This is a genomic window from Streptomyces hawaiiensis, from assembly GCF_004803895.1.
In the GTDB taxonomy this organism is placed as follows: Bacteria; Actinomycetota; Actinomycetes; order Streptomycetales; family Streptomycetaceae; genus Streptomyces; species Streptomyces hawaiiensis.
This window is the reverse complement of record NZ_CP021978.1, coordinates 313,145-339,562: the sequence shown is the minus strand read 5'-3', so window position 1 is coordinate 339,562 and position 26,418 is coordinate 313,145. Positions and strand designations below refer to the sequence as shown.

General features: G+C 69.2%; 22 protein-coding genes. 8 read left to right on the top strand and 14 right to left on the bottom strand.

Annotation, left to right across the window (positions count from 1 at the left end; genetic code table 11):
- Positions 1-98 precede the first annotated feature (98 nt).
- On the bottom strand, positions 99-839 hold the full coding sequence (gene aztA, locus CEB94_RS01625) for a zinc ABC transporter ATP-binding protein AztA (protein WP_175430434.1): 741 nt from the start codon (positions 837-839) through the stop codon (positions 99-101).
- A 16-nt stretch (positions 840-855) separates the two neighbouring features.
- Here aztA and aztB point away from each other — a divergent pair, with 16 nt between their 5' ends.
- The 4 genes from aztB to aztD all read left to right on the top strand — a co-directional run bounded on the left by aztB (position 856) and on the right by aztD (position 5,218).
- Positions 856-1,719: a zinc ABC transporter permease AztB gene (aztB, locus tag CEB94_RS01620; protein ID WP_175430433.1), complete on the top strand. Its 864-nt coding sequence runs from the start codon at positions 856-858 to the stop codon at positions 1,717-1,719.
- A gap of 4 nt (positions 1,720-1,723) precedes the next feature.
- On the top strand, positions 1,724-2,971 hold the full coding sequence (locus CEB94_RS01615; RefSeq protein WP_175430432.1) for a hypothetical protein: 1,248 nt from the start codon (positions 1,724-1,726) through the stop codon (positions 2,969-2,971).
- On the top strand, positions 2,968-3,927 hold the full coding sequence (gene aztC, locus CEB94_RS01610) for a zinc ABC transporter substrate-binding protein AztC (protein ID WP_175430431.1): 960 nt from the start codon (positions 2,968-2,970) through the stop codon (positions 3,925-3,927). Before CEB94_RS01615 ends, aztC begins: the two co-directional genes overlap by 4 nt.
- Before the next feature lie 91 nt (positions 3,928-4,018).
- A complete protein-coding gene (gene aztD / locus CEB94_RS01605; RefSeq protein ID WP_175430430.1) occupies positions 4,019-5,218 on the top strand; it encodes a zinc metallochaperone AztD in 1,200 nt (399 codons plus the stop codon).
- An 88-nt stretch (positions 5,219-5,306) separates the two neighbouring features.
- On the opposite strand, the gene CEB94_RS01600 is transcribed toward aztD, so the two are convergent.
- Both CEB94_RS01600 and CEB94_RS01595 read right to left on the bottom strand, forming a co-directional pair.
- Positions 5,307-7,772, bottom strand: coding sequence for an ATP-binding SpoIIE family protein phosphatase (locus tag CEB94_RS01600; RefSeq protein ID WP_175436842.1), 2,466 nt, complete (start codon positions 7,770-7,772; stop codon positions 5,307-5,309).
- Between the two features lie 287 nt (positions 7,773-8,059).
- Positions 8,060-9,025 carry a glycoside hydrolase family 6 protein gene (locus CEB94_RS01595; protein WP_175430429.1) on the bottom strand — a complete coding sequence of 322 codons (966 nt, stop codon included), beginning with the start codon at positions 9,023-9,025 and terminating at the stop codon, positions 8,060-8,062.
- A 372-nt stretch (positions 9,026-9,397) separates the two neighbouring features.
- Here CEB94_RS01595 and CEB94_RS01590 point away from each other — a divergent pair, with 372 nt between their 5' ends.
- Positions 9,398-10,411, top strand: a complete 1,014-nt coding sequence (locus tag CEB94_RS01590) for a LacI family DNA-binding transcriptional regulator (protein WP_175430428.1) — start codon at positions 9,398-9,400, stop codon at positions 10,409-10,411.
- A 155-nt stretch (positions 10,412-10,566) separates the two neighbouring features.
- Here the strand turns inward: CEB94_RS01590 and CEB94_RS01585 are convergent, their stop codons facing one another.
- Both CEB94_RS01585 and CEB94_RS01580 read right to left on the bottom strand, forming a co-directional pair.
- The gene (locus tag CEB94_RS01585) at positions 10,567-11,244 is read right to left on the bottom strand and encodes a GntR family transcriptional regulator (RefSeq protein WP_175430427.1); all 678 of its coding nucleotides are present in this window, start codon (positions 11,242-11,244) and stop codon (positions 10,567-10,569) included.
- A gap of 106 nt (positions 11,245-11,350) precedes the next feature.
- Positions 11,351-12,031, bottom strand: a complete 681-nt coding sequence (locus CEB94_RS01580) for a haloacid dehalogenase type II (RefSeq protein WP_175430426.1) — start codon at positions 12,029-12,031, stop codon at positions 11,351-11,353.
- A gap of 296 nt (positions 12,032-12,327) precedes the next feature.
- Between CEB94_RS01580 and CEB94_RS01575 the strand changes: the two genes are divergently transcribed.
- Positions 12,328-13,605, top strand: coding sequence for an NAD(P)/FAD-dependent oxidoreductase (locus CEB94_RS01575; protein ID WP_175430425.1), 1,278 nt, complete (start codon positions 12,328-12,330; stop codon positions 13,603-13,605).
- Here CEB94_RS01575 and CEB94_RS41835 read toward each other — a convergent pair.
- The 9 genes from CEB94_RS41835 to CEB94_RS01535 all read right to left on the bottom strand — a co-directional run bounded on the left by CEB94_RS41835 (position 13,578) and on the right by CEB94_RS01535 (position 22,443).
- Positions 13,578-13,838: a hypothetical protein gene (locus CEB94_RS41835; protein ID WP_342789370.1), complete on the bottom strand. Its 261-nt coding sequence runs from the start codon at positions 13,836-13,838 to the stop codon at positions 13,578-13,580. The two genes, CEB94_RS01575 and CEB94_RS41835, sit on opposite strands and share 28 nt — an antisense overlap.
- Before the next feature lie 124 nt (positions 13,839-13,962).
- Positions 13,963-15,063, bottom strand: coding sequence for an ABC transporter substrate-binding protein (locus CEB94_RS01570; RefSeq protein WP_175430424.1), 1,101 nt, complete (start codon positions 15,061-15,063; stop codon positions 13,963-13,965).
- Between the two features lie 414 nt (positions 15,064-15,477).
- A complete protein-coding gene (locus tag CEB94_RS01565; protein WP_175430423.1) occupies positions 15,478-16,212 on the bottom strand; it encodes an SDR family NAD(P)-dependent oxidoreductase in 735 nt (244 codons plus the stop codon).
- Between the two features lie 67 nt (positions 16,213-16,279).
- Positions 16,280-17,386, bottom strand: coding sequence for an alanine racemase (locus tag CEB94_RS01560; protein ID WP_175430422.1), 1,107 nt, complete (start codon positions 17,384-17,386; stop codon positions 16,280-16,282).
- A 127-nt stretch (positions 17,387-17,513) separates the two neighbouring features.
- Complete coding sequence (locus CEB94_RS01555) at positions 17,514-17,999, bottom strand: RidA family protein (RefSeq protein WP_175436841.1); 486 nt, start codon at positions 17,997-17,999, stop codon at positions 17,514-17,516.
- A 344-nt stretch (positions 18,000-18,343) separates the two neighbouring features.
- Positions 18,344-19,375, bottom strand: a complete 1,032-nt coding sequence (locus CEB94_RS01550; RefSeq protein ID WP_175430421.1) for a LacI family DNA-binding transcriptional regulator — start codon at positions 19,373-19,375, stop codon at positions 18,344-18,346.
- 64 nt (positions 19,376-19,439) lie between these two features.
- Complete coding sequence (locus CEB94_RS01545; RefSeq protein WP_175430420.1) at positions 19,440-20,276, bottom strand: ATP-binding cassette domain-containing protein; 837 nt, start codon at positions 20,274-20,276, stop codon at positions 19,440-19,442.
- On the bottom strand, positions 20,273-21,286 hold the full coding sequence (locus tag CEB94_RS01540; RefSeq protein ID WP_175430419.1) for an ABC transporter permease: 1,014 nt from the start codon (positions 21,284-21,286) through the stop codon (positions 20,273-20,275). The genes CEB94_RS01545 and CEB94_RS01540 overlap by 4 nt, the downstream gene beginning before the upstream one ends.
- Before the next feature lie 134 nt (positions 21,287-21,420).
- Positions 21,421-22,443: a sugar ABC transporter substrate-binding protein gene (locus CEB94_RS01535; protein WP_175430418.1), complete on the bottom strand. Its 1,023-nt coding sequence runs from the start codon at positions 22,441-22,443 to the stop codon at positions 21,421-21,423.
- A 228-nt stretch (positions 22,444-22,671) separates the two neighbouring features.
- On the opposite strand from CEB94_RS01535, the gene CEB94_RS01530 reads away from it, so the two are divergent.
- Together CEB94_RS01530 and CEB94_RS01525 are read left to right on the top strand one after the other, a co-directional pair.
- Positions 22,672-23,634: a carbohydrate kinase family protein gene (locus CEB94_RS01530; RefSeq protein WP_175430417.1), complete on the top strand. Its 963-nt coding sequence runs from the start codon at positions 22,672-22,674 to the stop codon at positions 23,632-23,634.
- A 220-nt stretch (positions 23,635-23,854) separates the two neighbouring features.
- Positions 23,855-26,416: a glycoside hydrolase family 32 protein gene (locus CEB94_RS01525; RefSeq protein WP_175430416.1), complete on the top strand. Its 2,562-nt coding sequence runs from the start codon at positions 23,855-23,857 to the stop codon at positions 26,414-26,416.
- The last annotated feature ends 2 nt before the right edge of the window (positions 26,417-26,418 follow it).

Below are 26,418 nucleotides of genomic sequence, written 5' to 3'. Positions count from 1 at the left end.
CGGGCGGCGTGGATACGCCTCAGCATACGACAACGGTTTTCATGTGCGATACCTGCCGTATCCGGTGAACGGCCGCGAGGTCATGTGCCGACGGGGCCTCAGGCCGGTTGCCACATTCCGGTGAGCGCCGAGGGCGTGAGGAGTTGCCCAGGTTCTCCTTGTCCGGCCACGCGCCCCTCGCGGAGCAGGAGGCAGGCATGTGCCGAGCGGGCGGCGTCCAGGTCGTGTGTGGCGTGGATGACGGTCACGCCGTCGGCGACCAGGTCCGTCAGCAGCCCTCCTATGCGCTCACGGGCCTCGGGGTCGAGTCCGGTGGTCGGCTCGTCCAGCAGGAGGAGGTCCGATTCCTGGGCGAGTCCCTGGGCGATCAGGGCGCGCTGCCTCTGCCCGCCGGATAGTTCACCCAGTTGGCGAGGGGCGAGGTCGGCGATGCCCAGGCGCTCCAAGGCCGTGTCGACCGTGGCCCGGTCGCGGCGGGTGAGCCGACGCCACGGGCCGCGAGCGCCCCAACGCCCCATCTCCACGGCCTGCCGGACCGTCAACGGCAGAGCGTCGCCGATCGCGCCACGCTGGGGCACGAAGGCCGGCGGCCGGTTGCTGCTGTGGCGGACCGTGCCTGACGTGGGCTGGATGACGCCGGACAGAACGCCGAGCAGAGTGGACTTCCCGCTTCCGTTCGGTCCGACCAGTGCGGTGATCGCCAACGCCGGTATGTCCGCGTCGAGTTGCCGGAGCACCGGGCGTCCGCTGTAGCCGGCGGACAGGCCGGTGAGCCGCACGCGAAACGCGCTCTCGGTGGCGGCCGGCACGGGGACGTGTTTTTTGAACATGGTTTTCATTGTAGTGTGCTGCCCCATGGACTGGTTGACGGGCCCTTTCGAGGTGACCTTCGTGCAGAGGGCCCTCTGGGGCGGAGTTCTGGTGTCGGCGATCTGCGCCCTGGCGGGCACCTGGGTGGTGCTCAGGGGGATGGCCTTCCTCGGCGACGCCATGTCCCACGGGCTGCTGCCCGGCGTCGCGCTGGCCGCGCTCCTCGGCGGCAACCTGCTGATGGGAGCGCTGCTGAGCGCGGCCGTCATGACCGCGGGCGTCACCGCCCTCGGCCGCACCCCGCGGCTGTCCCAGGACACCGGAATCGGCCTGCTCTTTGTGGGGATGCTGTCACTCGGCGTCATCATCGTGTCGCGGTCGCAGTCCTTCGCGGTGGACCTGACCGGTTTCCTCTTCGGTGACGTCCTCGCCGTCCGGGAACAAGATCTGGCGCTGCTGGGTGTGGCCCTGCTGCTCGCGCTGGCCGTCTCGGTTCTCGGCCACCGGGCCTTCCTCGCCCTGGCGTTCGACCCGCGCAAGGCCCACACGCTCGGCCTGCGCCCCCGCCTGGCTCACGCCGTGCTGCTCGGCCTGCTGGCGCTGGCCATCGTCGCCTCGTTCCACATCGTGGGCACACTGCTGGTGCTGGGCCTGCTCATCGCTCCGCCGGCGGCCGCGCTGCCCTGGGCGCGCAGCGTGCGGGGCGTGATGGTCCTCGCCGCGATCCTCGGCGTCACCGCCACCTTCTGCGGACTGCTGCTGTCGTGGCACCTGAGCACCGCGGCCGGCGCGACCGTCTCGGCCCTGGCCGTGGGCCTGTTCTTCCTCTCCCACCTGGCATCCGTTCTCAGCCACCGCCGCACACGCCCGGCCGGCATCCGTCCGGCCCCGACCGACCGAAAGACCTGAGGCGATGTCCTTGTCCCTCCGAAGAAACGTCACTGCCGGGATGCCTGCCGCACTCGCGGCCCTCGCGCTGCTCACCGCGGGCTGCGGAGGGCAGGACGACAACAAGCCCGCCTCCGGGGCGGATCGAGCGACCTCCGCCACCCCGCACGGCTACGTCGCAGGGGCGCAGGAGGCAGCCGAACAACAGTCCCGGCTGGTGCTCAACGACCCGCGAACCGGTGCCACCCGCGTACTGGACCTGATCACGGAGAAGGTGCACGACGTGCCCCGGGCGAGGGGCACCGCGGAACTCACCACGGACGGCCGGTTCGGCTACTTCCACGCCGCGGGCGGTACGCGGATCCTCGACACCGGTGCCTGGACAGTGGACCACGGCGACCACGTGCACTACTACCGCGCGGCGATACGTGACGCCGGCCGGCTGCCCGCCGCGACCGGCGCGCGCGTCCGCAGCGACGCGGCCGTGACCGCAGTGGTCGACGAAAACGGCCGGGCCGTCACCTACCGCCGGGCCGGACTGGAAAAGGGGCGTGCCGACTCCCCCCGCACGCTTCCCGGTAAGCACGCGGGGGCGGTGGTGCCGTATGCGGAGCACCTGCTGACCCTCACCGACGACGGGAAGACGGCCCGGCTCGAGGTGTACGACCGTGAGGGCAGGCGCGTCGCTTCACCGCACGCACCGTGCGAGGAACCGAGCGGTGACGCCGTCACCCGGCGCGGGGTGGTGTTCGGATGTGCCGACGGCGCCCTGCTGGTCAGTGCGGACGACGGCGGCTTCACAGCAGCCGAGATCCCGTACGGCGCCGACGTGCCCGCGGGGGAGCGGGCGTCGTCCCTCCGCCACCGCGCGGGCAGCGACACGCTGACATCACCGGCCGGGGATGCTGCCGTGTGGGTCCTGGACGTCACCGAACGCACGTGGACCCGGACGGAGACCGGCCCCGTCGTCGCCGCCAACACCGCCGGAGAGGGCTCCGCGCTCCTCGTTCTGGAGACCGACGGGGCGCTCCACGGATACGACATCGCCACCGGCAAGCACCTGTCGAAGACGAAACGGCTGCTGACCGAGGTCCCCAAGACCCCCGCCGCCGACAGCACAGGGCCTCTGATCGAGGTCGACCGCAGCCGCGCCTACGTCAACGACCCCGAAGGCAGGCGCGTGTACGAGATCGACTACAACGACGGCCTGCGCATCGCCCGCACCTTCGACCTGGACATGAAGCCGGCGCTGATGGCGGAGACCGGACGATGACGGCACCGAAGCGATCCGTTCTGCGGCTGCGCCGCCTGCCGGCCGCACTCGCCGCGCTCGCCTGCGCGGGCACGGCCACCGCCTGCGCCGATGCTGACGACCGGCCCCGGGTCGTGGTGACGACCAACATCCTGGGCGACGTCACGCAGCAGATCGTCGGTGACGAGGCCGAGGTCACCGTGCTGATGAAACCGAACGCCGACCCGCATTCCTTCGGTCTCTCCGCCGTACAGGCGGCCCAGCTGGAGCGTGCCGACCTGGTGGTCTTCAACGGGCTGGGCCTGGAGGAGAACGTACTACGGCACGTGCAGTCCGCCCGTGATGCCGGGGCGGCCACCTTCGAGGCCGGCAAGGCGGTGGACCCGCTCACCTTCCAGGCCCACGACGAGGGAGGCCCCGAGGAGGAGGCCGGACAGCCCGACCCGCACTTCTGGACCGACCCGGACCGCGTGCGCAAGGCCGCCGGCCTGATCGCCGAGCAGGTCGTCGAGCACGTGGACGGCGTGGACGACAAGGCGATCCGCGCCAACGCCGACCGCTACGACGACCAACTCGCCGACCTCACCGCCTGGATGGACAAGTCCTTCGACCGCATACCCGAACAGCGGCGCGCGCTGGTGACCAACCACCATGTCTTCGGCTACCTCGCCGACCGCTTCGGTTTCCGGGTGATCGGCGCGGTCATCCCGAGCGGTACGACACTGGCCTCGCCCAGCTCTTCCGACCTGCGCTCCCTCACCCAGGCGATGCGCAAGGCAGGCGTACAGACCGTGTTCGCGGACTCCTCCCAGCCCAAGCGGCTGGCCGAGGTCCTGCGCACCGAACTGGGCGGCCGGGTCCGCGTCGTCGAGCTCTACTCCGAATCCCTGACCGCAAAGGGCGAAGGCGCCGACACCTACCTGCGGATGATGCGCGCCAACACCACCGCCATGACGGACGGCCTGACCGGCGCCTGACCCCGGCCCAAGCACCCCGGACACCGGCCGACCGGCCATCAGGCACCCACACCCGACGCCGCGCCCGCGCGGCCCAGAAAGGAACACACCGGTGGACAAGTCGATACGCAACAGAGCCCTCTCGGGCACGGCCCTCGCCCTGGCGGCTTCCGTGGTCCTGACCGCCTGCGGAGGCGAGGACGGCTCCTCGTCCGACGCGAAGGCCGAGGCCGCGCCGGGCACCAAGGCCGTAGCGGTCAAGGACCCGCTGGTCGCCACGTTCGACGGCGGTCTGTACGTCCTGGACGGAGAGAGTCTGAAGCTCGCCGACACGGTCGAGCTGCCCGGCTTCAACCGGCTCAACCCCGCCGGCGACAACTCCCACGTCATCGTCTCCACCGACGCCGGTTTCCGCGTCCTGAACGCCGCCGAGCAGGCCTTCACCGGTATCGAGTACCAGGGAGCCAAGCCTGGGCATGTCGTACGGCACGCGGGCAAGACGGTGCTGTTCACCGACGGCACCGGCGAGGTCCACGTCTTCGGCCCCGACGACCTCAAGGGCGGCGAGAAGCCGCAGGGCCGCACCTACACCTCCGCCGAGCCGCACCACGGCGTCGCCATCGAACTGAGCAACGGCGAACTCCTCAGCACCCTCGGCACCGAGGAGAAGCGCACCGGCGCTCTCGTCCTCGACAAGAACAACAGGGAGATCAAGCGCAACGAGCAGTGCCCCGGCGTCCACGGCGAGGCCGCCGCCAAGGGCGAGGCCATCGGCATCGGCTGCGAGGACGGCCTCCTGATCTACAAGGACGGCAAGTTCACCAAGGTCGACGCCCCCGACGACTACGGCCGCATCGGTAACCAGAGTGGCAGCGACGCGTCGCCCATCCTCCTGGGCGACTACAAGACCGATCCGGAGGCAGAACTGGAGCGGCCGACCCGCATCTCCCTCATCAACACCGAGACCGGGAAACTGCGCCTCGTCGACCTGGGCACCAGCTACTCCTTCCGCTCGCTGGGCCGCGGGCCCCACGGCGAGGCGCTTCTCCTGGGCACGAACGGCGCCCTCCACGTCATCGACCCGGAATCGGGCAAGGTCGAGAAGAAGATTCCCGTCGTGGACGCGTGGCAGGAGCCGCTGGACTGGCAGCAGCCCCGGCCCACGCTCTTCGTCCGCGACCACACCGCGTACGTCTCCGAACCGGGCAAGCGCAAGCTGCACGCCGTCGACATCGAGGCGGGCAAGAAGGTCACGTCCGTGACCCTGCCGAAGAGCACGAACGAGCTGTCCGGAGTGGTCACCGGCCACTGATCGTCCGGCACCGGTCCATACCACAGCGGGCCGGTGCCGCCCCACGCCTGTCCCCACGAGGTGCGCAGGGTCGGCTCACAGCCGCCCCTCACCACGGCTCGGACTGCTGCAGGGTCTGCGCGCACCAGATCGTCTTGCCGTTGGTGCTGTGCCGGGTGCCCCAGCCCTGGGTGAGCTGGGCGACGAGCAGCAGGCCCCGGCCGCCTTCGTCGAAGACTCGTGCCCGGCGCAGGTGCGGGGCGGTGTCGCTGGCGTCGGAGACCTCGCAGATCAGGGAGGTGTCGCGGATCAACCTCAGCCTGATGGGCGGTGCGCCGTATCTGATGGCATTGGTGACCAGCTCGCTGACGACCAGTTCGGTGACGAACGCCGCCTCCTCCAGGCCCCAGGCCTCCACCTGGTCGACGGCGAACTTCCTGGCGTGCGGTACCTGCGCGGTGTCGGGCTCGACGTCCCAGTCGGCGACGTGGTCGGGAGCGAGTGCATGGGTGCGGGCGAGCAGCAGGGCGGCGTCGTCCGTGCGGTCGTCGGGCAGGACCGTCTCCATCGCCGTGTCGCAGACGGCTTCCAGTGAGGTGGCCGCATGGTTCAGGACCCGCAACAGCTCGGAGACACCCTCATCGGCGCCACGCTCCCGGCCGCCTACCAGTCCGTCGGTGTAGAGGGCGAGCAGGCTGCCCTCGGGCAGCTCGAGCTCGGTCGCCTCGAAAGGCAGGCCGCCGATGCCGAGCGGTGGTCCCGGGTGGGCGGGTACCGGGGTCCTGGTCCCGTCCGGGGAGATGATGAGCGGCAGCGGATGGCCGGCGCTCGCGAGTGTGCAGCGCCGGGAGACCGGGTCGTAGACGGTGTACAGGCAGGTGGCCCCGGACTCGCCGCTCGGCTGGAACCGGCTGTCGGGCTGGAGGTCGCCGGCGAGGTGGATGACCAGGTCGTCCATGTGGGTCAGCAGTTCGTCCGGTGGCAGGTCCACGTCGGCGAGGGTGCGCACCGCCGTACGCAGCCGGCCCATGCTGGCCGAGGCGTGCAGACCGTGGCCGACGACGTCGCCGACGACCAGGGCGACCCGGGCGCCGGACAAGGGAATGACGTCGAACCAGTCACCGCCCACCTCCGCGCCGGTTCCGGCGGGCAGATAGCGGGATGCCACCTCGAGTGCCTCCTGTCTCGGCAGTCGCTGCGGCAGGAGGCTGCGCTGCAGGGTCAGCGCGGTCGTGCGCTCGCGCGAGTACCGGCGGGCGTTGTCGATGGCGACGGCGGCCTTGGCGGTCAGTTCTTCGGCGAGGATCAGGTCGTCGGCGGTGAAGGCCTCGGGCCGCTCGCTGCGGGAGAACGCGACGACGCCGAGCAGCGCGCCGCGCGCCCGGAGCGGGACGGTGATCCTGCCGGTCAGCCCATCGACGGTGATGGTCTCGTCGATCAGCGGGTTGCCGGGCGGCCAGTGGGCCGGGTCGGCGGCCAGCCCGGGTCCGAAGGCCCATTCGCCGCCCTGGCCGGGTTCGCCGGCGAGCTGAACCATGGACCTGCCCGTGGCCATGCAGCGGGCGGCGACGGAATCGGGAGCGCGGGTGATCCTCAGGGGGTGCCCGGAAGGCCGGTCGGTGTCGCTGCCCTCCTTGGCGCCGTGCTCGGCGGCCCGGGTGAGCGTCATGGTGTCGCCGGGGATGTGCGCGGGGGAGGAGGGCGGTTCCTCTCCGCGCAGCACTTCGTCGAAGAGATCCACGGTGACGAGATCGGCGAATCCCGGCACCGGGGTCCTGGCCAGCTCCTGGGCGGTGCCGATGACGTCGAGTGTCCGGCCGATGCCGCCGGTGGCCTCATTGAGGATGAGCAGGCGCTGCCGGGCCCAGTACTCGGCGCTCATGTCGAATCCCCAGTTGGCGACCGCGCGGACCGTGCCCTCGGCGTCCCGGACGGGCCACATGCTGGTGGCCCAGGCGTTGGCGTAGTTGCTGCCGAGCGGGCGGAAGACGGTGATGAGGCGCGCGGGCTCGCCCGTCCTCGCGACTTCGGCGAGCGCGTCGGTGTAGGGCTTGTCGTCCCTTTCGGGAAACAGCGAGCGGTCGAATTCGGGAAGCACCTCGCGGTACTTCTTGCCGAGCACCTGCTCCTCGGAGTGCGCTATCACCCGGCCCGAGGAGGCGTTGATCCACTGGAACCGCAGCTCAGGGTCGTAAACGCCCAGAGCGAAGGGGCACTGCTCGAAGGCCCGGTCGGCGATGACCGGGCGGCGTCCCCAGCGCTGGACCGTCACCACGTGTCCCAGCGCCCGCCCGTCGGAGCCGGACAGCGGATGGGCCGCCACCACGGCGTCCACCGTGGAACCGTCCCGGTGACGCAGGCGGATGAACTCCGTGGGGTGGGGGCCGGGGTCGGTGCCGTAGCTCCCGGGGAAGCCGGCTGGTGGGGGGTCGGCCAGCAGGCCGGTCACGGGGCGCCCGACGGTGTCCTCCGCCGTCCAGCCCAGGAGTAGTCGCCCTGCCTCGCTCCAGCCGCTCACGACGCCGTCCGGGTCCACGACGACAGCGGCAGTGGGGAAGTCCCGCTTCCCGGCCATGTCCACGCGTCACACCTCCGTCCGGACAGCCGTGCCCCCCAGGGCTGGTTTCCAGCGGCTGTTTCCAGCCTAGATCCGCCCCCGCTGCACGGCGCTCCGGCCGCCGCAGGAGCGCCAGCCGGCGGGGGCGGTGCCTGCCGAGGAGGCGTGCGGGCCGCCTCCGGCAGACGATCTGCCGCACGCTCCGCGGCGCGAAGCAGACCACCTGGGGACGCGGCCCGACAGCGGTGCGCGGCGCGGAGAGCGCCTGCAACCGGAGCCGAAGTGGCGGTGAATCCCCTCCGGGTTCAGTAGCCGTAGATCATCTTGTAGGCGACCTCGGGAAGGAACTGCCCGGCCGAGGAGCCGCCTCCGACGCCGCAGTTGCCGTCGGACTCGCCCGGAACCTTGATCCACAGGAGCATCTCGGCGCCTCCGCCCAGCTGGGTGGGGGTGCCGATACGACGCCCTGAGGGGTTGCACCACTGGCCGTTGGAGCCGTTGCCGTTGCGGCTGGTGTCCACGACGAACGGCTTCGTGTAGCCGTAGCGGGAGCTCAATTCACGGTTGACGGCGTTGCCGTAGACGGTGTTCTCGGCGGTGGGGATGTAGTTGGAGACGTTGAGTGAGAAGCCGTGGGCCTGCCGGACGCCGGCTTCGTGGAGGCGCCGGGCCATGGTCGCCGCGTCGGCCCAGCGCGGGTTGCCGGCGTCCATGTAGACCCAGGTGTTGGGGGCCTGGCGGCTGAACTCGGCGAGGGCGCCGGTGAGCATGCCCTCGCGTTCGTCGATCTGGGCCTGGTTCATGCAGCCGTAGTCCCCGAGGGAGTCCGGTTCGAGGATGACCACGGCCGGGCGGTTGGCGACCCCGCCGGCGAACTGGGCGATCCAGCTCCGGTAGGCGGACGGCGAGGCGGCTCCACCCGCGGAGTGCCCGCCGCAGTAGTCGCGGTTGTAGATGTTGTAGGCGACGAGAACGGGCAGTTTGTCGACGCGGTCCGCCGCTCCCGCGTACGCCCCCGCGGCGGTGCCGATGGCGCCGCTCCAGGAGCCGAACCAGCGGGCCGTCGGGGTGTTGGCGATGGAGGCGTTGATCGCGGCGGCGCGGCCGTCGCCGGGGTTGGCGGCCGCCCACCTCTTCGCGCTGGAGTCGGGGTCCGCGTAGAACCCGTTGGTCAGGGCGGTCGGGTCGGCCGCGTGGGCGGACGGTGCGGCGGCGAACACCAGTGGCAGAGCGATGAGTGCTGCGGTCAAGGCGTGGAACCTGCGGCGCATGACTGAACCTCGATTTCCTGGCAGGGGGTGCGTCGCACGCTCTGGTCCCGAGCGGGCGACCTGGGCAGAGAGGCGGTGGTGCAGCCTGACTTGGGAGCGCTCCCACTGGAAGCGGTCCCAATAGCGCTGGAGAATCGATCGGGGTGTGCTTGGTATGGTGTTTCCGGGTGGTTGAGCTGTCAATAGCCGTTACGCAAACCGTAGTGGATGGCGAGAACGAACTCCTGAGGCACAAAAACTGGAAGCGCTCCCAGTCAGTCAGCGGCGACGCTTCATCCTGTGCCCCACGGCCTTCCTCAAGCGGCCGGTGGCATGGGCCCGCGCCGGGGTGAGACGCTTCCCGTCCGGTCGTGAGAGAAAGGCTCGTGGTTCATGGCACAAGCTGCGCCGCGTCGGCAGCCGACGCTCGACGAGGTGGCCGAACGCGCCGGCGTCTCCCGCTCCGTGGCCTCCCGCGCACTCAACAACGCTCCGCATGTCAGCCGTGCGAAACGGGAAGCGGTCGAACGGGCTGTCCGGCAACTCGGCTACGTGCCCAATCCGACCGCTCGTGCTCTGGCCACCTCTCAGACCGGAGCGGCGGCCCTGGTCGTCTCGGGGGAGGATCCGTCGATCTTCGCGGACCCGTTCTTCGCCCAGGTGATGGCGGGGGCTTCGCAGGCTCTCGATGAGGCCGACCTCCATCTGATGCTGTGCCTGGCCGCTTCCGACCGGGGCCGCAAGCGAGTGGAGGAACTCTTTCGGTCCAAGGGTGCGGACGGCGTCATGCTGATGGCGCTGCGCGAGGACGATCCGCTGGCCGCCATGGCCGAAGAGGCGGAGATGCCTGTCGTGTTCGGAGGCCGCCCGGTCGGCCCGGCTCCCCGGTGGTACGTCGACGTCGACAACGTGGGTGGAGCGCGTGAGGCGACCGCGTACCTGGTTTCTCGCGGCCGGACCCGCGTGGCTGCGATCTGCGGGCGTCTGGACACCGAGGCCGGGCGAGCCCGCTACCGCGGCTACCGGGACGCCTTGTTGGCGGCCGGCCTCGATCCACTGCCGCCGCAGGAAGGGGACTTCACCGAGCCCAGCGGAGCCGCCGCCATGGCCGTACTGCTGGAGAACCACCCCGAAGTCGACGGGGTGTTCGCCGCCAACGACAACATGGCGGCGGGGGCGCTGCGCACGCTGCGGGCGGCAGGCCGGGCGGTCCCCGACGACGTCGCTGTCGTCGGCTTCGACGACCTGACCGTCGCCCTGGTCGCCGATCCGCCCCTCACCACCGTCCACCAGCCCATAACCGCCCTCGGACGAGAGATGGCGCGCATGCTCGTCACGGTCGTCAACGGGCAGGACCCCACCCCGCTGATCCTGCCCACACGCCTGGTCATCCGCTCGAGCGCCTGACCCGCACGGACGGTCGGGGTTCATGCCCTGGTTCAGGTACAGGTACCGGAGCAGGCAGGAGGGGATGGTGAGTGTCTGGTCGTAGCCGGCCCGGAGCATTGTCGATGCACCGCACATGTCCTCCGGGTGTGGGTCGACAGACCCTGGGAAGCCTCTCAGACCCGGTCGCCGCGTTCCCCGATGCCTTCGGCATGGCCTCGCAACGCTGACTGGAAGTGCTGCGCCAGTTCCTGCTTGAACGCATCCGTGTCGCCTTCCAGTGCGACTGCGGCCAGCCTCGCGTGCTCGACGGCGATGTCGCGCAGGTCGCTGTACGAGGGGTGGTCGACCAGGAGGTAGAGGCGCAGCTTGGTCTCCCAGCCGTTCCAGAGGCTGCGCAGCGTGCCGTTGCCCGACAAGTCGTAGAACAGCCTGTGGAACTGAAGGTGCGCATCGACGCTGGCCGGAATGTCGTTCTTCTCGATCGCGCGGTGAAGCTCCTCTATCGTCTGCGTCAACCTGGACCGCTCCGGCCCCCGGAGCGCCTCGATGGCGAGCTCCGCGGCATATGGCTCGACGAGCAAGCGGATCGAGGCGATCTCGGCGATCTCCTGAGCGCTGACCTCGACGACGAACGCCCCCCGGAACGGGACCTTCACGACCAGGCCCTCCTCCTCGAGCCTGGTCAACGCCTCGCGCAGCGGGGACCGGCTGATCCCGAGGTCCGTCGCGATGTCCCTCTCACGCAGCTGTCCGCCGGGAGGCACGGTCCCGTCGAGAATGGCTCCGCGCAGCACGCGGTAGACACCCTCCGGGGTCGTCGTCCGCTCCAACCCGCCGAATTTGGGGTCCATCCCGGTCACCTCTCTGGTCGGTTGTCGACCACAAAGGCTACAGCTCGTCCATGCCGCACAGCGCCATCGGACCGGACCCCGAACAGGGCGGTGGAGGCCCCTGCGGTCAAGGGCGCGGCAGGCCCAGGAGGACCGGCAGGTCGGCGATGTCGGTGATCCGCTCGTAGCCGAGCCACGGCTCGTCGGGCTCGAAGCCCCGGTCCATGTAGACCGTGTGCGTGATGCCGAGGCCGGCCGCGGAGCGCAGGTCGTACTTCGGACTCGCCGAGACATGCACGATCTCGTCCGGTGCCGCCCCCAGTTTGTCCAGCATGTACTCGAACGCGCGCAGCCGGGGCTTGTAGACACCCATCTGCTCGGCGGTGATCACGACCTCGAAGGGCGCCCGGAGGTTCTCCACCAGCTGCGCCGCGAACGCGTCGTCGCTGTTCGTCAGGATCACCAGGGGGTACACCTCCGCCAGTCTCCTCAGGGCCTCGGTCACTCCCGGGTAGGGCGTCCACGTGGGAATCTCCTCGTACACGGCCTGGCCGTCGCCCTCGCGGTACTCCACGCCGAACCTTGCGCAGGTCCGCACCAGTGCGTCCGTGACGATCTGGTGGAACGGCTTGTACTCGCCCATGCACTCGTCGATCCGGTATTGGTTGCCGGCTCGGGTGAAGTCGTCGGCGAGCTCCGGCGGCAGTCGGTCCCCCAGTACCCGACGGATCGCGTCTCCGATGCGGAAGTGGATCAGGGTCCCGTTCATGTCGAACGTGACGAACTTGGGCTTGACGTCAAATGTCATGGCGGTCCTCCAGGGTTTGTCGTCCAGGGCTTTCAGTGACGCCTGGGCTGATGGTCGATTGTCGACCATCCGTTTGTGACTGTCAATGACGCGGAGTCGCTACCGACCCAGTCCGGCCTCTTGTCGATTGTCGACCATAAGTATATGGTCGACCACTGTCAACAGGCCCCGAACTTCCCCTCAAGCTTCCTCCGCCGGGACACCGAGAAGCTCATGCACGGACGGTGGTACTTGTGAGGGGCCTGATCCACGTGCGTCCAGAGCGGCTGACGGCACTGGCAGGAGAGAGCAGCGACATGAAGTTCACCCCCTATTGGCTCGACACCGCTCCTCAGGGGCCGGACCGTTCCGGGTCGGACATCGGCGGGCGCGTCGAGGTGGCGATCATCGGGGCCGGGATGACCGGCCTGTCGGCGGCACTGCACCTGGCCCGGAAGGGTGCGAGCGTGCACGTCTTCGAGAGGGACACGGTCGGCTTCGGGGCATCGGGCCGTAACGGCGGCCTGGCCACCACGGGCATGTCGATCGGCTTCCGCGACGCGGTCTCCCGCTACGGCTTCGACACCGCCAAGGCCTATCTGCTGGACTATCACGACGCCGTCGACACCCTTGAGCAGCTCGTCGCGGACGAGAGCATCGACTGTGACTTCGCTCGTACGGGCAAGTTGAACCTGGCGTCCAAGCCGGCCCACTTCGACGGTCTGCGCAAGACCCACGAGATCATGTCGGGCCGGCTGGGGCTGGAGACCCGTCTGGTGCCCAAGAGTGAGCTCAGCTCGGAGATCGGCTCCGGCTCTTTCCATGGTGCGATGGTGGAGGCCAGGAGCGCGGGGCTGCACGTCGGCAAGTTCACCAGGGGTCTCGCCGAGGCCGCCGCGCGGCTCGGTGTCACCCTTCACGAGCAGGCACCGGTCGAGAAGATCGGCAGGCTGGGTGGCACGAAGCACCGGCTGGTCACGCCGCGCGGCACCGTCGAGGCCGAGCAGGTGCTCGTGGCGACCAGCGGCTACACCGGCCGGCCGTTCCGCTGGCAGCAGGTCAGGATCGCGCCCGTCGGCAGTTTCATCATCGTCACGGAACCGCTGGGCGAGGACGTCTGCGACATGCTCCTGCCGAACCGGCGGATGGCATCGACGTCCCTGAACCTGCTGAACTACTTCCGGATCACTCCGGACCACCGGCTGCTGTTCGGGGGCCGCGCCCGGTTCGCCGGGTCCGACCAGCAGTCGGACGCGAAGAGCGGACGCATCCTGCACAAGGCGATGACCGAGGTCTTCCCGCAGCTCTCGAAGACGCGCGTCGACTACTGCTGGGGCGGGCTGGTCGACATGAGCATGGACCGGATGGTGCACGCCGGCGAACAGGACGGACTGTTCTACTCGCTCGGCTACTCCGGCCACGGCGTCCAGATGGCGACCCACATGGGCAAGCAGATGGCCGAGTACATGAACGGGACACCGACCGCCAACCTCTGGCGCGACCTGCCCTTCAAGCGCATTCCCGGACACTTCGGCCCGCCCTGGTTCCTGCCCTTCGCCGGCGGCTACTACAAGTTCAAGGACCTCATCAAGTAACACGGCCGGTGGCCGTCCCGTACGCCGTCGACGACATCCTGAACATCGACGCCCACAGCGCGCACGGTGCGGTCGAGGCCGAGGGCTGCTCCGACGCGTCGGCGCCTCGGCCTCGAGGCCGGTCCCCTGTTCGCCTTTGGGGATCCGGCCCGGACCAGCAGCATCAGCGTGGTCGTCCTGCCGGAGCCGGACGAGCCGAGGAAGGTGACGAACTCACCCGCCGCGATCTCCATGTCAACATCGTCCACGACCGTCGTGTCGCTATAGGACCTGCGCAACCTGGGGTCACCGAGAGGGACTTACCCGTCAGCGAGTTGGAGCCCCGGGGCCAGGGCCGCGGCGAGAAGTGTGGTCCGCTCAGGCATCGGCCCACTCCTGCCAGCGCCTGGTGACCGCCTCCTGGTTCTTGTCCCACCAGGCCACATCGGCGTCGAACCCGGTCTTGAGGTTGTGGGGCGAGGTCGGCAGCGTGGCCAGGACATCCTCCGAGAGCAGCTTGGTGGCGGCGGGGACGACCGGGCCGTGCGGGAAGAGCTTGGCGAAAGCGGCCTGCACCTCGGGACGCAGCGAGAAGTCGATCAACTGGTAGGCCGCGTCCGTGTTGCCCGCGCCCTTGGGAATGCCCCAGCCGCTTGTCATCCTGCGGGCCTCGTTCCACTGGTAGGCGACCGGCATGCCCTGCTTGATCAGCTCGTCCGCGCGGCCGCCCCACAGGCTGGTGGCCACGACTTCCCTGCGGCCCAGCAGCACCGCCGGGAGGGCGCCGGTGTTCCAGAACTTCTTCACCTCGCCGCGGATCCGCGACATCGAGGCGAACGCCCGGTCCACATCCAGCGGGTAAAGCTTGTCCAGCGGAACCCCGTCGGCCAGCAGCGCGAACTCCAGCTCGGGAAGGTCCACTTCCGCGCTCTGCAGCGAACGCGCGCCGCTGAAGGCATCCGTGTTCCAGAAGTCCGCCCAGCTCTTCGGGACACGCTTCAGGCTGTCCGTGCGGTAGGCCATCACACTCGCCCACACGTTCTTGCCGACCGCGTACTCCGGCAGGTTGTGCTCTGCGATACCGGCACCCTTGACACTCTTCAGCCGGTCATGGTCCACCGGCTCCAGGCACTCAAGGCGCGCCATCTTCTGGAAGATGAGCAGGCTGTTGTCCATCAGGTCGACCTGCGGCCGGCCCTGCCTGACCTGGGCGATGATCTGCGCGGACTGGTAGTTGACCGTGGTGACCGTGATGCCGGTCTCCTTGGCGAACGGCTCGTAGATCCCCTTGGTGAGAGCGTCGTTGTAGGCACCACCACTGTTGCTGACGACGAGTCGCTTCCGGCCGCCGCCACTCGACGACGAGCTTCGGCTTTCGCCGTTGCCCATGAGGGAGCCGCATCCGGTCACTGCCGAGGCAGCGGCCAGAGCGCCTGCGGTGCGGAGTACGGTTCTGCGTCCTATCCGGTTGCCTTCCATGGCAAAGCTCCTGGAGATCGCTGGGGGATACGGAAAATCCGTAAAGGGGGGGCTTGGGGCTTGGGGCGCCGTAGGCCGGCGGACGGAAGCGCGCGGGGCCATGAGAAGGGAAGGGCCGAGCGAGTCCGGGGAGGGGAGATCACGCGGGGATGTGCGATGGTGCCGCACGCTGGGTGCGGTCAGTTCGATTGCGGCGATCGGCGTACGCGCTCCACATCCGCGCGCAAGCCCGCACCACCGCGTGGAGCGCGACGTCCATACGTCGGTCTCCTGCGGCATGCGCTCGATCACGTGGTCGAGCGGTCATGTTGCCGTCGGGGCCGTCGGGGCCGTCGGGGCCGTCGGGCCGGAAAGTGACGGACGACAGGCCGTCCAGCCGGTGCTGGATGCTGGTCGTGACGCCCGGCACGTGTGTCAGAAGGCGGTGTACCCGCCGTCGACGGGGAGGACCGCCCCGGTGATGTACGACGACTCCGATGACGCGAAGAAGAGGATCGCGTCGGCGACCTCTTCGGGGGTGGCGAGGCGTTGGAGCGGAATCTGGGTCTCGCGCTCGCGGCGGTAGGCCTCGGGGTCGGGGCTGCGTCGGATCGCTGCTTCGATGGTCGGAGTGGCGGTCAGTCCCGGGGCGACGACGTTGACGCGGATGTTGCGCTGGGCCCATTCGATCGCCGCGCCCTTGGCGAGCATGATCAGGCCTCCCTTGGCGGCGGAATACAGGACTTCCCCGGGCTTGCCGACCATGCCGAGCCGTGAACCGACGCAGACGAAGGAGCCCCCTTCGGAGGGCATCAGCGGCGCGAAGTGCTTCATCACCAGGAACGCGCTGAGCAGGTTGCTGTCGAGCACGCTCTTCGCGTCGTCGTAGGACATGTCGGTGAGCGGGCTGCTTGCCTGCAGACCGTGGTTGAGGACGACGACGTCGACGGTGCCGAAGGACTCGGCGGCCTGATTGGCCAAGTCCTCCACGAACGCCTCGTCATTGAGGTCTCCGGGGACGTACAGATCGGCGGGCTGGACGGTGTCGGGTTGTTCCTTGCGGCCGGTGAGCAGCAGTCGTGCGCCCTCGCGGCGGAAGTGGGAACTCACTGCCTCCCCGATGCCACCGCTGGCGCCGGTCACCAGGGCCGTGACGTTCTTGAGTCTCATGTCGGGCACTCCTTTACGGTAAGGACGGTTGGGTTGCGGGATCGGGTACGAGGTCTCCCGGGGCCGGTCAACTGAGGAACCCGCGGGCGTCGACCGGCCATCGCCGCAGGGACGTGCCCGCACTGTCGGTGACGATCAGCTCTTCGAAATTGACGACGATCGGGCAGACGTGGTTCGGCACCACGGGCACCACGGTGCCGACGCCGGGGCGGAACTCGCCGCCGGGGACAGCGAGGAATCCGTGGTACTCGTTGAGCTTGGACAGGACGGCCTTCGTGCCGGGGACCCGACCGTAGCCGCGCTCGTTGCTGCCTTCGCGGCTGAGGGCTTTAGTGCCTGCATCGAGGATGACCTGGTCGGGGACCCAGTCGCTGACCACGGTGGCGGCGACGAACAGCGCGATATGATCGTCGGTGCAGGAGCCGAGCCGGGTGTTGTTCAGGTCGCCGAAGACATACTCGCCGGGACGGATCTCGGTGATCACGCCGCTGGTGGAGAATTCGACGGTGGGTGTGGAGCCGGCGCTGACCACCTCTGCGGTGATCCCGACACCGGCGAGGCTGCGTACCGCGGTGGTGAGCGCGGCGTCCTGGTCCAACGCGGCGCGCTCGCGCGCGTCCCGTCCGGAGCTGCCGTGACCTGGATAGGTGAAGACGCCCACCGGCACCAGGCCGCGTTTGCGGGCGGCGAGCGCGAGGTCGCCCGCGGCCTCGGGCGGCGCCCCGGAACGACGGGCACCACAGTCGACCTCGACGACGACCTGCAGCCTGTCCGGTTCGTCTTTCATCGCGTCGGCGAGGGCCTCGATCGCCGCGGCGTTGTCGACGCCGACCCGAAGCCGAATGGACCGGGCGAGGCGGCGGATGCGGTTCCCCTTCGTTCCCGCGGGCCAGACCGGGTAGGCGAGGAAGATGTCGTCGAATCCGGCCGCGGCGAAGACCTCGGCCTCACCGACGTTGCCCGCGGTGATTCCGACCGCCCCGGCCTCGATCTGCCGTCGGCCGATTTCCACACACTTGTGCGTCTTGACGTGAGGCCTGACGTCGAAGTTGTGCTGGGCGGCGAAGCCCTGCATGCGGGCGATGTTGTCCTGCATGACGTCGACCAGCACGATCGGCGCGGGGGTGTCGACCCGCTCGACCAGAGCGTCGAGTACTCGCTGGAGCCGGTTCACGCTGCGCTCCTCTTGCTTGTGTCCGGGGATTGAACGAGGGGCGCGCGGATGCCGACTCCCTCGAATGCCGGCGTGCGCAGCCCGAGGCATCACGCGCGCTCACGCTTCACCTGCGTCGCGCCCTGCCCTATGCGGCAGTGCAGACCATCTGGATTTCGACCGGACTGTTGCGCGGCAGCCCGGCGACACCGATCGCGGTGCGAGCATGCCGTCCGTTTTCGCCCAGCACCTCGATGAGCAACTCACTGGCCGCGTCGGCGACCCGCGACTGGAGACCGAAGTCCGGTGTACTGGCCACGAAGACCAGCATCTGCACGATCCGGACCCGGTCCAGATCTCCCACCGCCTGCACAGCGGCGGCGAGTGCGTTGAGCACGGCATGGCGTGCGAGCTCCCGTGCCGTTTGCAGTTCGACGTCCCGGCCGACAGTGCCCTGGCCCAGCAGCTCGCCGTCCCTGTAAGGCAGTTGGCCCGAGATGTGGATGGTGGAGCCGACCGTACGGTGGTCCACGTAGTTCGGGTTACTGCCGAGGTTGGGAAGGTCCAGGCCGAGGGCCTGGAGCCGATGTGTTGGCGAGCTGGTCGGAGTGGCCGAACCCGCAGGGCGGCTCACTGCGCCGCGGCCTTGGTCGGCGCGGGACACGAGCCGCCGCGGGTGGCCCCGAGGACCCACTTCATAGGTATCTGGATCATCTGTGCCCGGTTCTCCTTCTGAGCTACGGGGTGGGCGGAAAGCCGCGCGGGGGCTCAAAGCGACCCTCAAAGTCACTTCGATTGTCGTTTGTCGACCATCTGCAACGGCAATCGCTCCGTGTGATGGCTCAAGATAGCCGCCTGATTGTCGTTTGTCGACCATCTCGTCGACCGTCACTCACTGAGCGCCCCGGACGCTCCGCAGCCCACCGCTGATGGCGGACTGTTCCTCGCCGGTCGCGTGGACCTTCGGCTCAGTGCCGGTTACGCCTTCCGCCCGCCGGCTGCCGGTTGTTCGCCGGATCCGCGGACGATCAACCGGGTGGGCACAGTGATGGTGCGCGCACGGGAGCGGTCGCCGTCGAGCCGGGCCAGGGCGGTGGTCGCCGCTGTTCTGCCGATTTCCTCCGGGTTCTGTGCGACGACGGTCAGTGCCGGTTCGAGCGCCTCGGCGAGCGAGACGTCGTCGAAGGCGACGAGGGCCACGTCCTTGCGCTTGCTGCGGGCGAGTTCGGCGACGATGCCCAGCGCCATGATGTTGTTTCCGGCGAACAGGGCCGTGGGCGGGTCGGCCAGCTCGAGCAGCTTGGAGGTCGCCCCCTCGGCGCCCTGCTGGTCGTGTGCGTTGGCGACGAGCGAGCGGTCGTAGGGGATGTCGGCTTCCTGCAGGGCCGAGCGGTAGCCGACGAGGCGCTCGCGGCGGGTGTAGAGCTTGGTGGGCAGGTCACCGATGAAGCCGATGCGCCGGTGTCCGTGGGCGATCAGGTGGGTGACGCCGTCGTGGGAACCGTCACGGTTGGAGCTGACGACGCCGTCCGTGGCCAGGCCCGCTCCCGGGCGGTCGATGAAGACGACGGGCAGGCCCGCGGCGCGGTGGGTCTTGAGGTGGGAGTGGTCGGCGCCGACGGATGGCACGACCATCAGGACGCTGACGCGTCGGGCGAGGAACTTGTCCGTCAGCGAGCGCTCGCGGCCGGGATCGTCCGCGGAGGAGCCCATGAGCAGGGTCAGGCCACGGTCGCGGACGGTGTCCTCGATGCTTCTGGCCACGGCTCCGAAGAACGGGTTGGCCAGGTCGGGGATGACCAGCCCGACCGTGGTGTCGGGTCCGCCCACCCGGATGTTGCGGGCCATGAGGTTCGGCTGGAAGCCGAGCTTGGCCACGGCGGCGAGCACCTGTTGCCTGGTCTCGGCCGAGGCGGGGCCGTCCTCGTTGAGGACGCGGGAGACGGTCTTGGCGCTGACGCCCACTTCTCGGGCGACGTCTGCCAGGGTCGGGCGGCGGTTCGCTGCCATGGAGGAAACAGTCTCCTGTGCTCGTCGGTCCCGGCCGCGGCCTCGGCCGGAACCTGTGAGTGCTTCAGTTGGCCTGGACTCCGGCGGCCTTCGCCGCTTCGGAATCGGCTACGACAGTACCTCCGGCCGCATCGACGGTGAGCGCGCCGGTCATGATGGCCACGACCTCCGCCATGGAGTAGTCGGAGGGCTTGATGACGGCAGCGCGCCGGCCCAGCCGGTGGACGTGGATCCGGTCGGCGATCTCGAAGACGTGCGGCATGTTGTGGCTGATCAGCACGACCGGCATGCCCTTGTCCCGGACCCGGCGGATGAGGTCCAGGACCTGACCGGACTCCTTGACGCCGAGGGCGGCCGTCGGTTCGTCCATGACGACGACGCTGCGCGCCCAGGCGACGGAACGGGCGACCGCGACAGCCTGCCGCTGTCCACCGGAGAGCGTCTCGACCGACTGTGTCAGCGAGCGCAGACCGATCTTCAGGTCGGCCATGTGCTCGGCGGCCTCCTGACGCATGCGCTTCTTGTCCAGCATGCGGAAGACACTGCCGAGGACGCCGGGGCGGCGGAGCTCGCGCCCCAGGAACATGTTCGACGCGATGTCCATGGAGGCGGCCACGGCGAGGTCCTGGTAGACCGTTTCGATGCCGTGGGCGCGGGCGCTCTGCGGACCGGAGAACTGGATGGGCTTGCCGTTGAGGCGTATCTCGCCCTCGTCGGGGACCACCGCGCCGGTCAGGGCCTTGATGAGGCTGGTCTTGCCGGCTCCGTTGTCGCCGATGACGGCGAGGACCTCGCCGGGCATCAGGTCGAAGTCGGCGCCGTCGATGGCGGTGACGTGGCCGTAGCGCTTGACGAGACCGCGGGCCTGGAGGACAGGGGTGGGGGAGGGGGTGGCGGTCATCGGGCCTTCTTCCGGGAGATCTGGTCGACGGTCACCGCGAGGATCACCAGGACGCCGGTGATCAACGTCTGGTAGATGGACGCGACGCCCATCAGCTGCAGGCCGTTGCGGAAGACACCGACGATGAGGACGCCGATGAAGGTGCCCAGGACCGAGCCCCGCCCGCCGAAGAGGCTGGTGCCGCCGAGGACCACGGCGGTGATGCTGTCGAGGTTGTCGGTCTGCCCGGCCTGGGGGTCGCCGACGCCGGTGCGGGAGATGAGCAGCAGGGCGGCGATACCGTAGAGGAGACCCGCCGCGGTGTAGACGCCGATGGTCAGGCGGGAGGTGCGGATGCCGTTGAGCCGTGCCGCTTCGGGGCTGTTGCCCAGGGCGTAGACGTGCCTGCCCCAGCCGGTGCTGCTCAGCGCGTAGGCGAGGAGCAGGAACAGGACGATGGTGACCAGGGAGCCGTAGGTGATGTCGGTGTGGCCGAGGGGGAAGGTCTGCCCGAGGGCCGTCAGCGGGCCCGGCAGGTTGGTGACCGTCTGTTCCTCGGAGTAGATGTGGGTCAGGGCGAACGCCACGTTGAGCATGCCGAGGGTGACGATGAACGGCGGCAGCGGGATCTTCTGCACCAGCAGGCCGTTGAGCAGCCCGAATCCGCCGCAGACGCCGATGCCCAGGGCGATGGCGACGAGCGGGGGCAGGGAGCCCTCGGCGGCCATCCTGGCGATCACGATGCTGCCGAAGGCCATGACGGCACCGCACGACAGGTCGATGCCCGCCGTGAGGATGATCAGGGTCTGGCCGATGGCGAGGGTGCCGACGACCATGACCTGCTGCACGATCAGCGAGAAGTTGCCGCCGGTGAGGAACTGTTCGGTCGAGAAGGAGAAGAAGGCACAGGCCAGGAGGAGGGCGACCAGGGGGCCGGTGGTCGGTGCCATGAGCAGTCTGCGGGCCGTGGTCGGCGCTTTGAGCCCGGCGTACGGCGAGGACGTGCTCGGGGGCGTGGACGTGGCGGTCATGCGAAGTCCTTGTCGGAAGACAGAAGTCCGTGTCTCTCCTTGCCGGAGGACAAGGGAACGAGGGGCGGCCGTCCCCGGCCGGGGAGGAGGGGGGCCGGCCGCCCTGCTGAGAAGGCGAACGGTCGTCGGGGGACTCAGCCCCAGCAGTTCTCCAGGCCGTAGCCGGTGTCCTTGGACGTGACTCCGTCCTGCGCCTTGTCGGTGATCAAAGTGACGCCCGTGTCGGTGTAACCGGACGCCTTCTTGCCGTCCTTGGCGTACGTCACGACGGCCTTGACACCCTCGGCCGCCATCTTCAGCGGGTACTGCTGGGACGTCGCGGCGATCTTGCCGTCCTTGACCGCCTGGGTCCCGGTGCATCCCCCGTCGACGGAGACGATCAGCACGTCCTTCTCCCGGCCCTTGGCCTTGAGCGCGGTGTACGCGCCCAGGGCGGCCGGTTCGTTGATCGTGTAGACGACGTTGATCCCGGGTTCCTTCTGGAGGCAGTTCTCCATCGCCGTCTGGCCCTTGGACTGATCGCCGCCGGTGTCCTGAGCACAGGCGACGTCCTTGTCGGTGGCGCCGAAACCCTTGAGGAAACCGTTGTGCCGCTGAACGCCGACGGACACACCCGGCGCGAGGTCGAGGGCGGCTATCTTCGCGGTCTTGCCCTTCATCGCGGCCTTGGCGTACTCGCCGATCAGCTCGCCGGCCTTGAGGTTGTCCGTGGCGAAGAGGGCGTCGACCGCGCTCTGCGGCTCTGTCGGGGTGTCCAGGGCGATGACCAGAACGCCCTTGGCCCGGGCCTTCTCGATCGCGGGCACGATGGCCTTGGAATCGCTCGGCGTGATCAGGATGCCCTTCACGCCGGAGGCGACCATGTTCTCCACGGCCGTGACCTGACCGGCGTTGTCGCCGTCGAACTTGCCCGCCGCGGTCATCAGCTGCACACCCTCGGCCTTCGCGGCCTTCTCCGCACCCTCCTTCATCTTCACGAAGAACGGGTTGGTGTCGGTCTTGGTGATCAGGCCGACCTTGACATCGCCCGAACCGGCGCTGGATGAGCCCGACCCGGAACCGGAGCCGGACCCGCAGGCAGTCAGCGTGAGGGCCGCGACGCCTGCGGCGGCGGCCGCTCTGAGGAGGGAGGAGGACAGACGAGTGGTGCGAGGCATGATCGACTCCTGAGGTAGGCGAGCGGCGCAGGCCACCCGAGGTGTCATCGTTGACTTATGTCATCGTTGACACTGCATGGCGAGGATGATGGACTCCCTCTCCCGGAAACGTCAATGCCTTGCGCTCGTCACAAATCGACAACGCTCGCGGCCGTCCCCTCCGGGGCAGTCCGGCAGCCGCACCACGACGCCCGGTGTGCCCGTACGTTCGCCAGAGAAGAGCAGCCCATGAGCCCGCGTCAGATCACCGTCCTGGGAGAGTGCGTCGCGGACGCTTTCGCCCAGCCCGCAAGCACCTCGAACGAACTCGCCCTGCGTGTGCTGCCCGGCGGCGGGCCTGCGAATACGGCAGTGTCACTGGCCCGGCTCGGCACCCCGGCCCGCTTCCTCGCGCGGTTGTCGGACGATGTGTTCGGGCGCCTGTTCCGCGCCCATCTGGAGACGTCGGGAGTGGACCTGTCGAGCGCCGTGACGGCCGCGGAACCCAGCACGCTGGCTGTGGCGGAGCTGGACGCTCGGGGGCAGGCCGCGTTCTCCTTCCACGCGCAGAACACGGCCGACTGGCAGTGGACGGCCGGGGAGCTGGCGCAGGTGGATCTGTCGCGGACCGCCTGCGTGCACACCGGATCCCTGGCCCTGGTTCAGGAACCCGGGGCGGCGGTGGTGGAGGAGTTCCTGGCGGCGGCCGCCCCGCACGCGACCATCAGCATCGACCCCAATGTCAGGCCGCTGCTGGTGCACCCCGACGTCTACCGTGCCCGGCTGACGCACTGGTGCGGCCTCGCCGACGTGCTGCGCCTGAGCGAGGACGACCTGGAACTCCTGCTGCCGGGCACACCGCCCGAGAAGGCCTGCGACATCTGGCACGCCGCCGGGGTGCGGCTCGTGGTGATCACACGGGGCGCCGACGGCGCCCTGGCCTCACTCGCCGGCGAACGCGTGCATGTTCCTGTCGTGTCGACGAGCGTCGTCGACACGGTCGGGGCGGGGGACTCCTTCACGGCGGGGCTGCTGCACCACCTCGGTGCCCAGGGCCTGCTCGGTGGCCGCCTGGCGGAACTCCGCCTCGACGATGTCGCACAAGCCTGCCGTTTCGCCGCCCGCGTCGCTGCTCTGACCTGCTCGGTCGCCGGTCCCAACCCCCCGTGGCAGTCCCATCTGGAGCAGCTCGCCGCGGCCGATCGCGCATGACGGGCGGGCCACTCGCGCAGCGGGCATGCCGCCTGACCCGTTGACGCACCGGCCGGATTGCGTCCATCATCATGCCACTCGATGTCATCGATGACACAAGTCAACGATGACACCCCTCCTCGGTGCCCTGGACGACGTGCCGAGAAGGCGTCACTCCACGGTCGGTTCCGCGCCGGGCGTCCGGCTCCGCCGCGCGGACGGCCGCAGTACAGGAGACCCCATGAGCTCAGGACGTGTATCCCGGCATGCCCGCACTCGGATGATCGCGGCGGTGGCGACCGTCTGCGCCCTGTCCGCGGCCCCACCGGCGCCTCAGGCCGTCGCTGCCGACACCTCGCCGTACTCCGAGACCTACCGGCCCCAGTTCCACTTCACCCCGGAGAAGAACTGGATGAACGACCCCAACGGCCTGGTCTACTACAAGGGCGAGTATCACCTCTTCTACCAGTACAACCCCAACGGCGATTCCTGGGGCGACATGTCCTGGGGGCACGCGGTGAGCAGGGACCTCGTGCACTGGAAGGAGCTGCCGCTCGCCTTGTCGCACGACGACAAGGAGATGGTGTTCTCCGGCAGCGCGGTCGTCGACCGGAACAACACCACCGGCTTCGGCACCAAGAAGAACCCGCCCATGGTGGCGATCTACACGAGTCTCGACAAGGGCACGGGCATCCAGGCCCAGTCGCTCGCCTTCAGCACCGACCGCGGCCGCACCTGGACCAAGTACCAGGGCAACCCGGTCCTCGACATCGGGTCCAAGGAGTTCCGCGACCCCAAGGTCCAGTGGTACGAGCCGACCAAGAGCTGGCTGATGACGGTGTCGCTGTCCACCGAGCACAAGGTGCGGTTCTACTCGTCGAAGAACCTCAAGGACTGGGAGCAGCTCAGCGAGTTCGGGCCGGCCGGCGCGACAGGCGGCGTGTGGGAGTGCCCCGACCTGTTCCCCCTCGCGGTCGACGGGGACAAGAAGAAGATCAAGTGGGTCCTGGTCGTCAACATCAACCCCGGCGGCATAGCGGGCGGTTCGGCCGCCCAATACTTCATCGGCGACTTCGACGGCACAAAGTTCACCGCCGAGGACAAGGGGACCTACACCCCGCCCACCGGCACCGTGATGCAGGACTTCGAGGACACCGGCTTCGGCGCGTGGACGGCCACCGGCACCGCGTTCGGCGACGGACCGGCGGCAGGGGCAGTGGCCGGGCAGGGAACCGTCGGGGGCTTCGACGGCAAGGGCCTCGCCAACAGCTTCCACGGAGGTGACGCGGCCACCGGCGTCCTCACCTCACCCGAGTTCACCGTCGGCAGCCGCTTTCTGAACTTCAAGGTCGGCGGCGGACGGCACCCGCACGAGTCCGGGACGCTCCTGGAGCAGGGGGACCCGCCCGCGGGGACGGTCCTGGCCGACTTCGAAGGCGGTGGCTACGGCGACTGGACGACGACCGGAGACGCCTTCGGCTCGGCACCGGCCACCGGCACCCTCCCCAACCAGCAGGAAGTCTCCGGCTTCCTGGGCGGCGGCCTGGTCAACAGCTATCTGAACGGCGACTCCACCACCGGCACCCTCACCTCGCCGGAATTCACCATCGACAAGGACCATGTCAATTTCCTCGTCGGCGGCGGCAACCACCCCTCCGGCACCGCCGACCCCACCGCCGTCGAGCTCCTCGTCGACGGCCGGGTGGTGCGCAGCGCGACCGGAAAGGACGCCGAAGCGCTCAACTGGGCCTCGTGGGACGTCAAGGACCTCGCCGGGAAGAAGGCGCAGATCAGAATCGTCGACGACAACACCGGCGGCTGGGGCCACCTCAACGTCGACCACATCATGCTGTCCGACACCAAGGCCCAGCCCGTCTCCCAGGAGACGTCCGTCAACCTGATCGTCGACGGCCAGGTCGTCCGCAGCGCCACCGGCTCCAACAGCGAGACCCTGGACTGGGCGTCCTTCGACATGCGTCCCTACGCCGGCAAGAAGGCACGGATCCAGATCGTCGACAGGAATATCGCCGGCTGGGGCCATATCCTGGCCGACCGGTTCACCGCCGCCGACGCCCCCGCCAAGTCCGTCGTACAGCGAGCCGACTGGGCCGACTACGGCAAGGACTACTACGCGGCCGTGTCCTGGGAGGACGCACCGGGTGGCAAGCGGTACATGGTCGGCTGGATGAACAACTGGGACTACAGCGGCGCCATCCCCACCTCACCCTGGCGCGGCGCGCAAAGCGCACCGCGGGAAATGGCGCTGCGCACCATCAACGGCCGAGTCCGGCTGACCAGCCGGCCGGTCGACAGCCTGGAGTCCCTCCGCGAAAAGCGCCCGGCGACGGCGTCAGGCGTCACGGTCAGGAGCACCACACAGCCCCTGATCGGCCCCGCGGCCAAGGGCAAGGCCCTCGACATCGAGGCGACTTTCTCCCTCAAGGACGCCGAACGCTTCGGCCTGAAGGTACGCACCGGAGCCGGGGGCGAGGAGACCGTGATCGGCTACGACGCCACGACCCAGGAGCTGTATGTCGACCGCACCCGCTCCGGTGCCGTGGACTTCAACAGCACCTTCCCCGGCGTCCAGACCGCGCCGCTGAAGGCGAAGAACGGCAAGGTGAAGCTGCGGATCCTCGTCGACTGGTCCTCCGTCGAGGTCTTCGGCGGCAGCGGCGAAGCAGTGATCACCGACCAGATCTTTCCCGACCCCGCCAGCCAGGGCGTGCAGCTGTTCGCCGAGAACGGCTCGGTGAAGCTGGACCGAGCCCGCGTCTGGCACCTCGACTCCGCTCACGACTGACA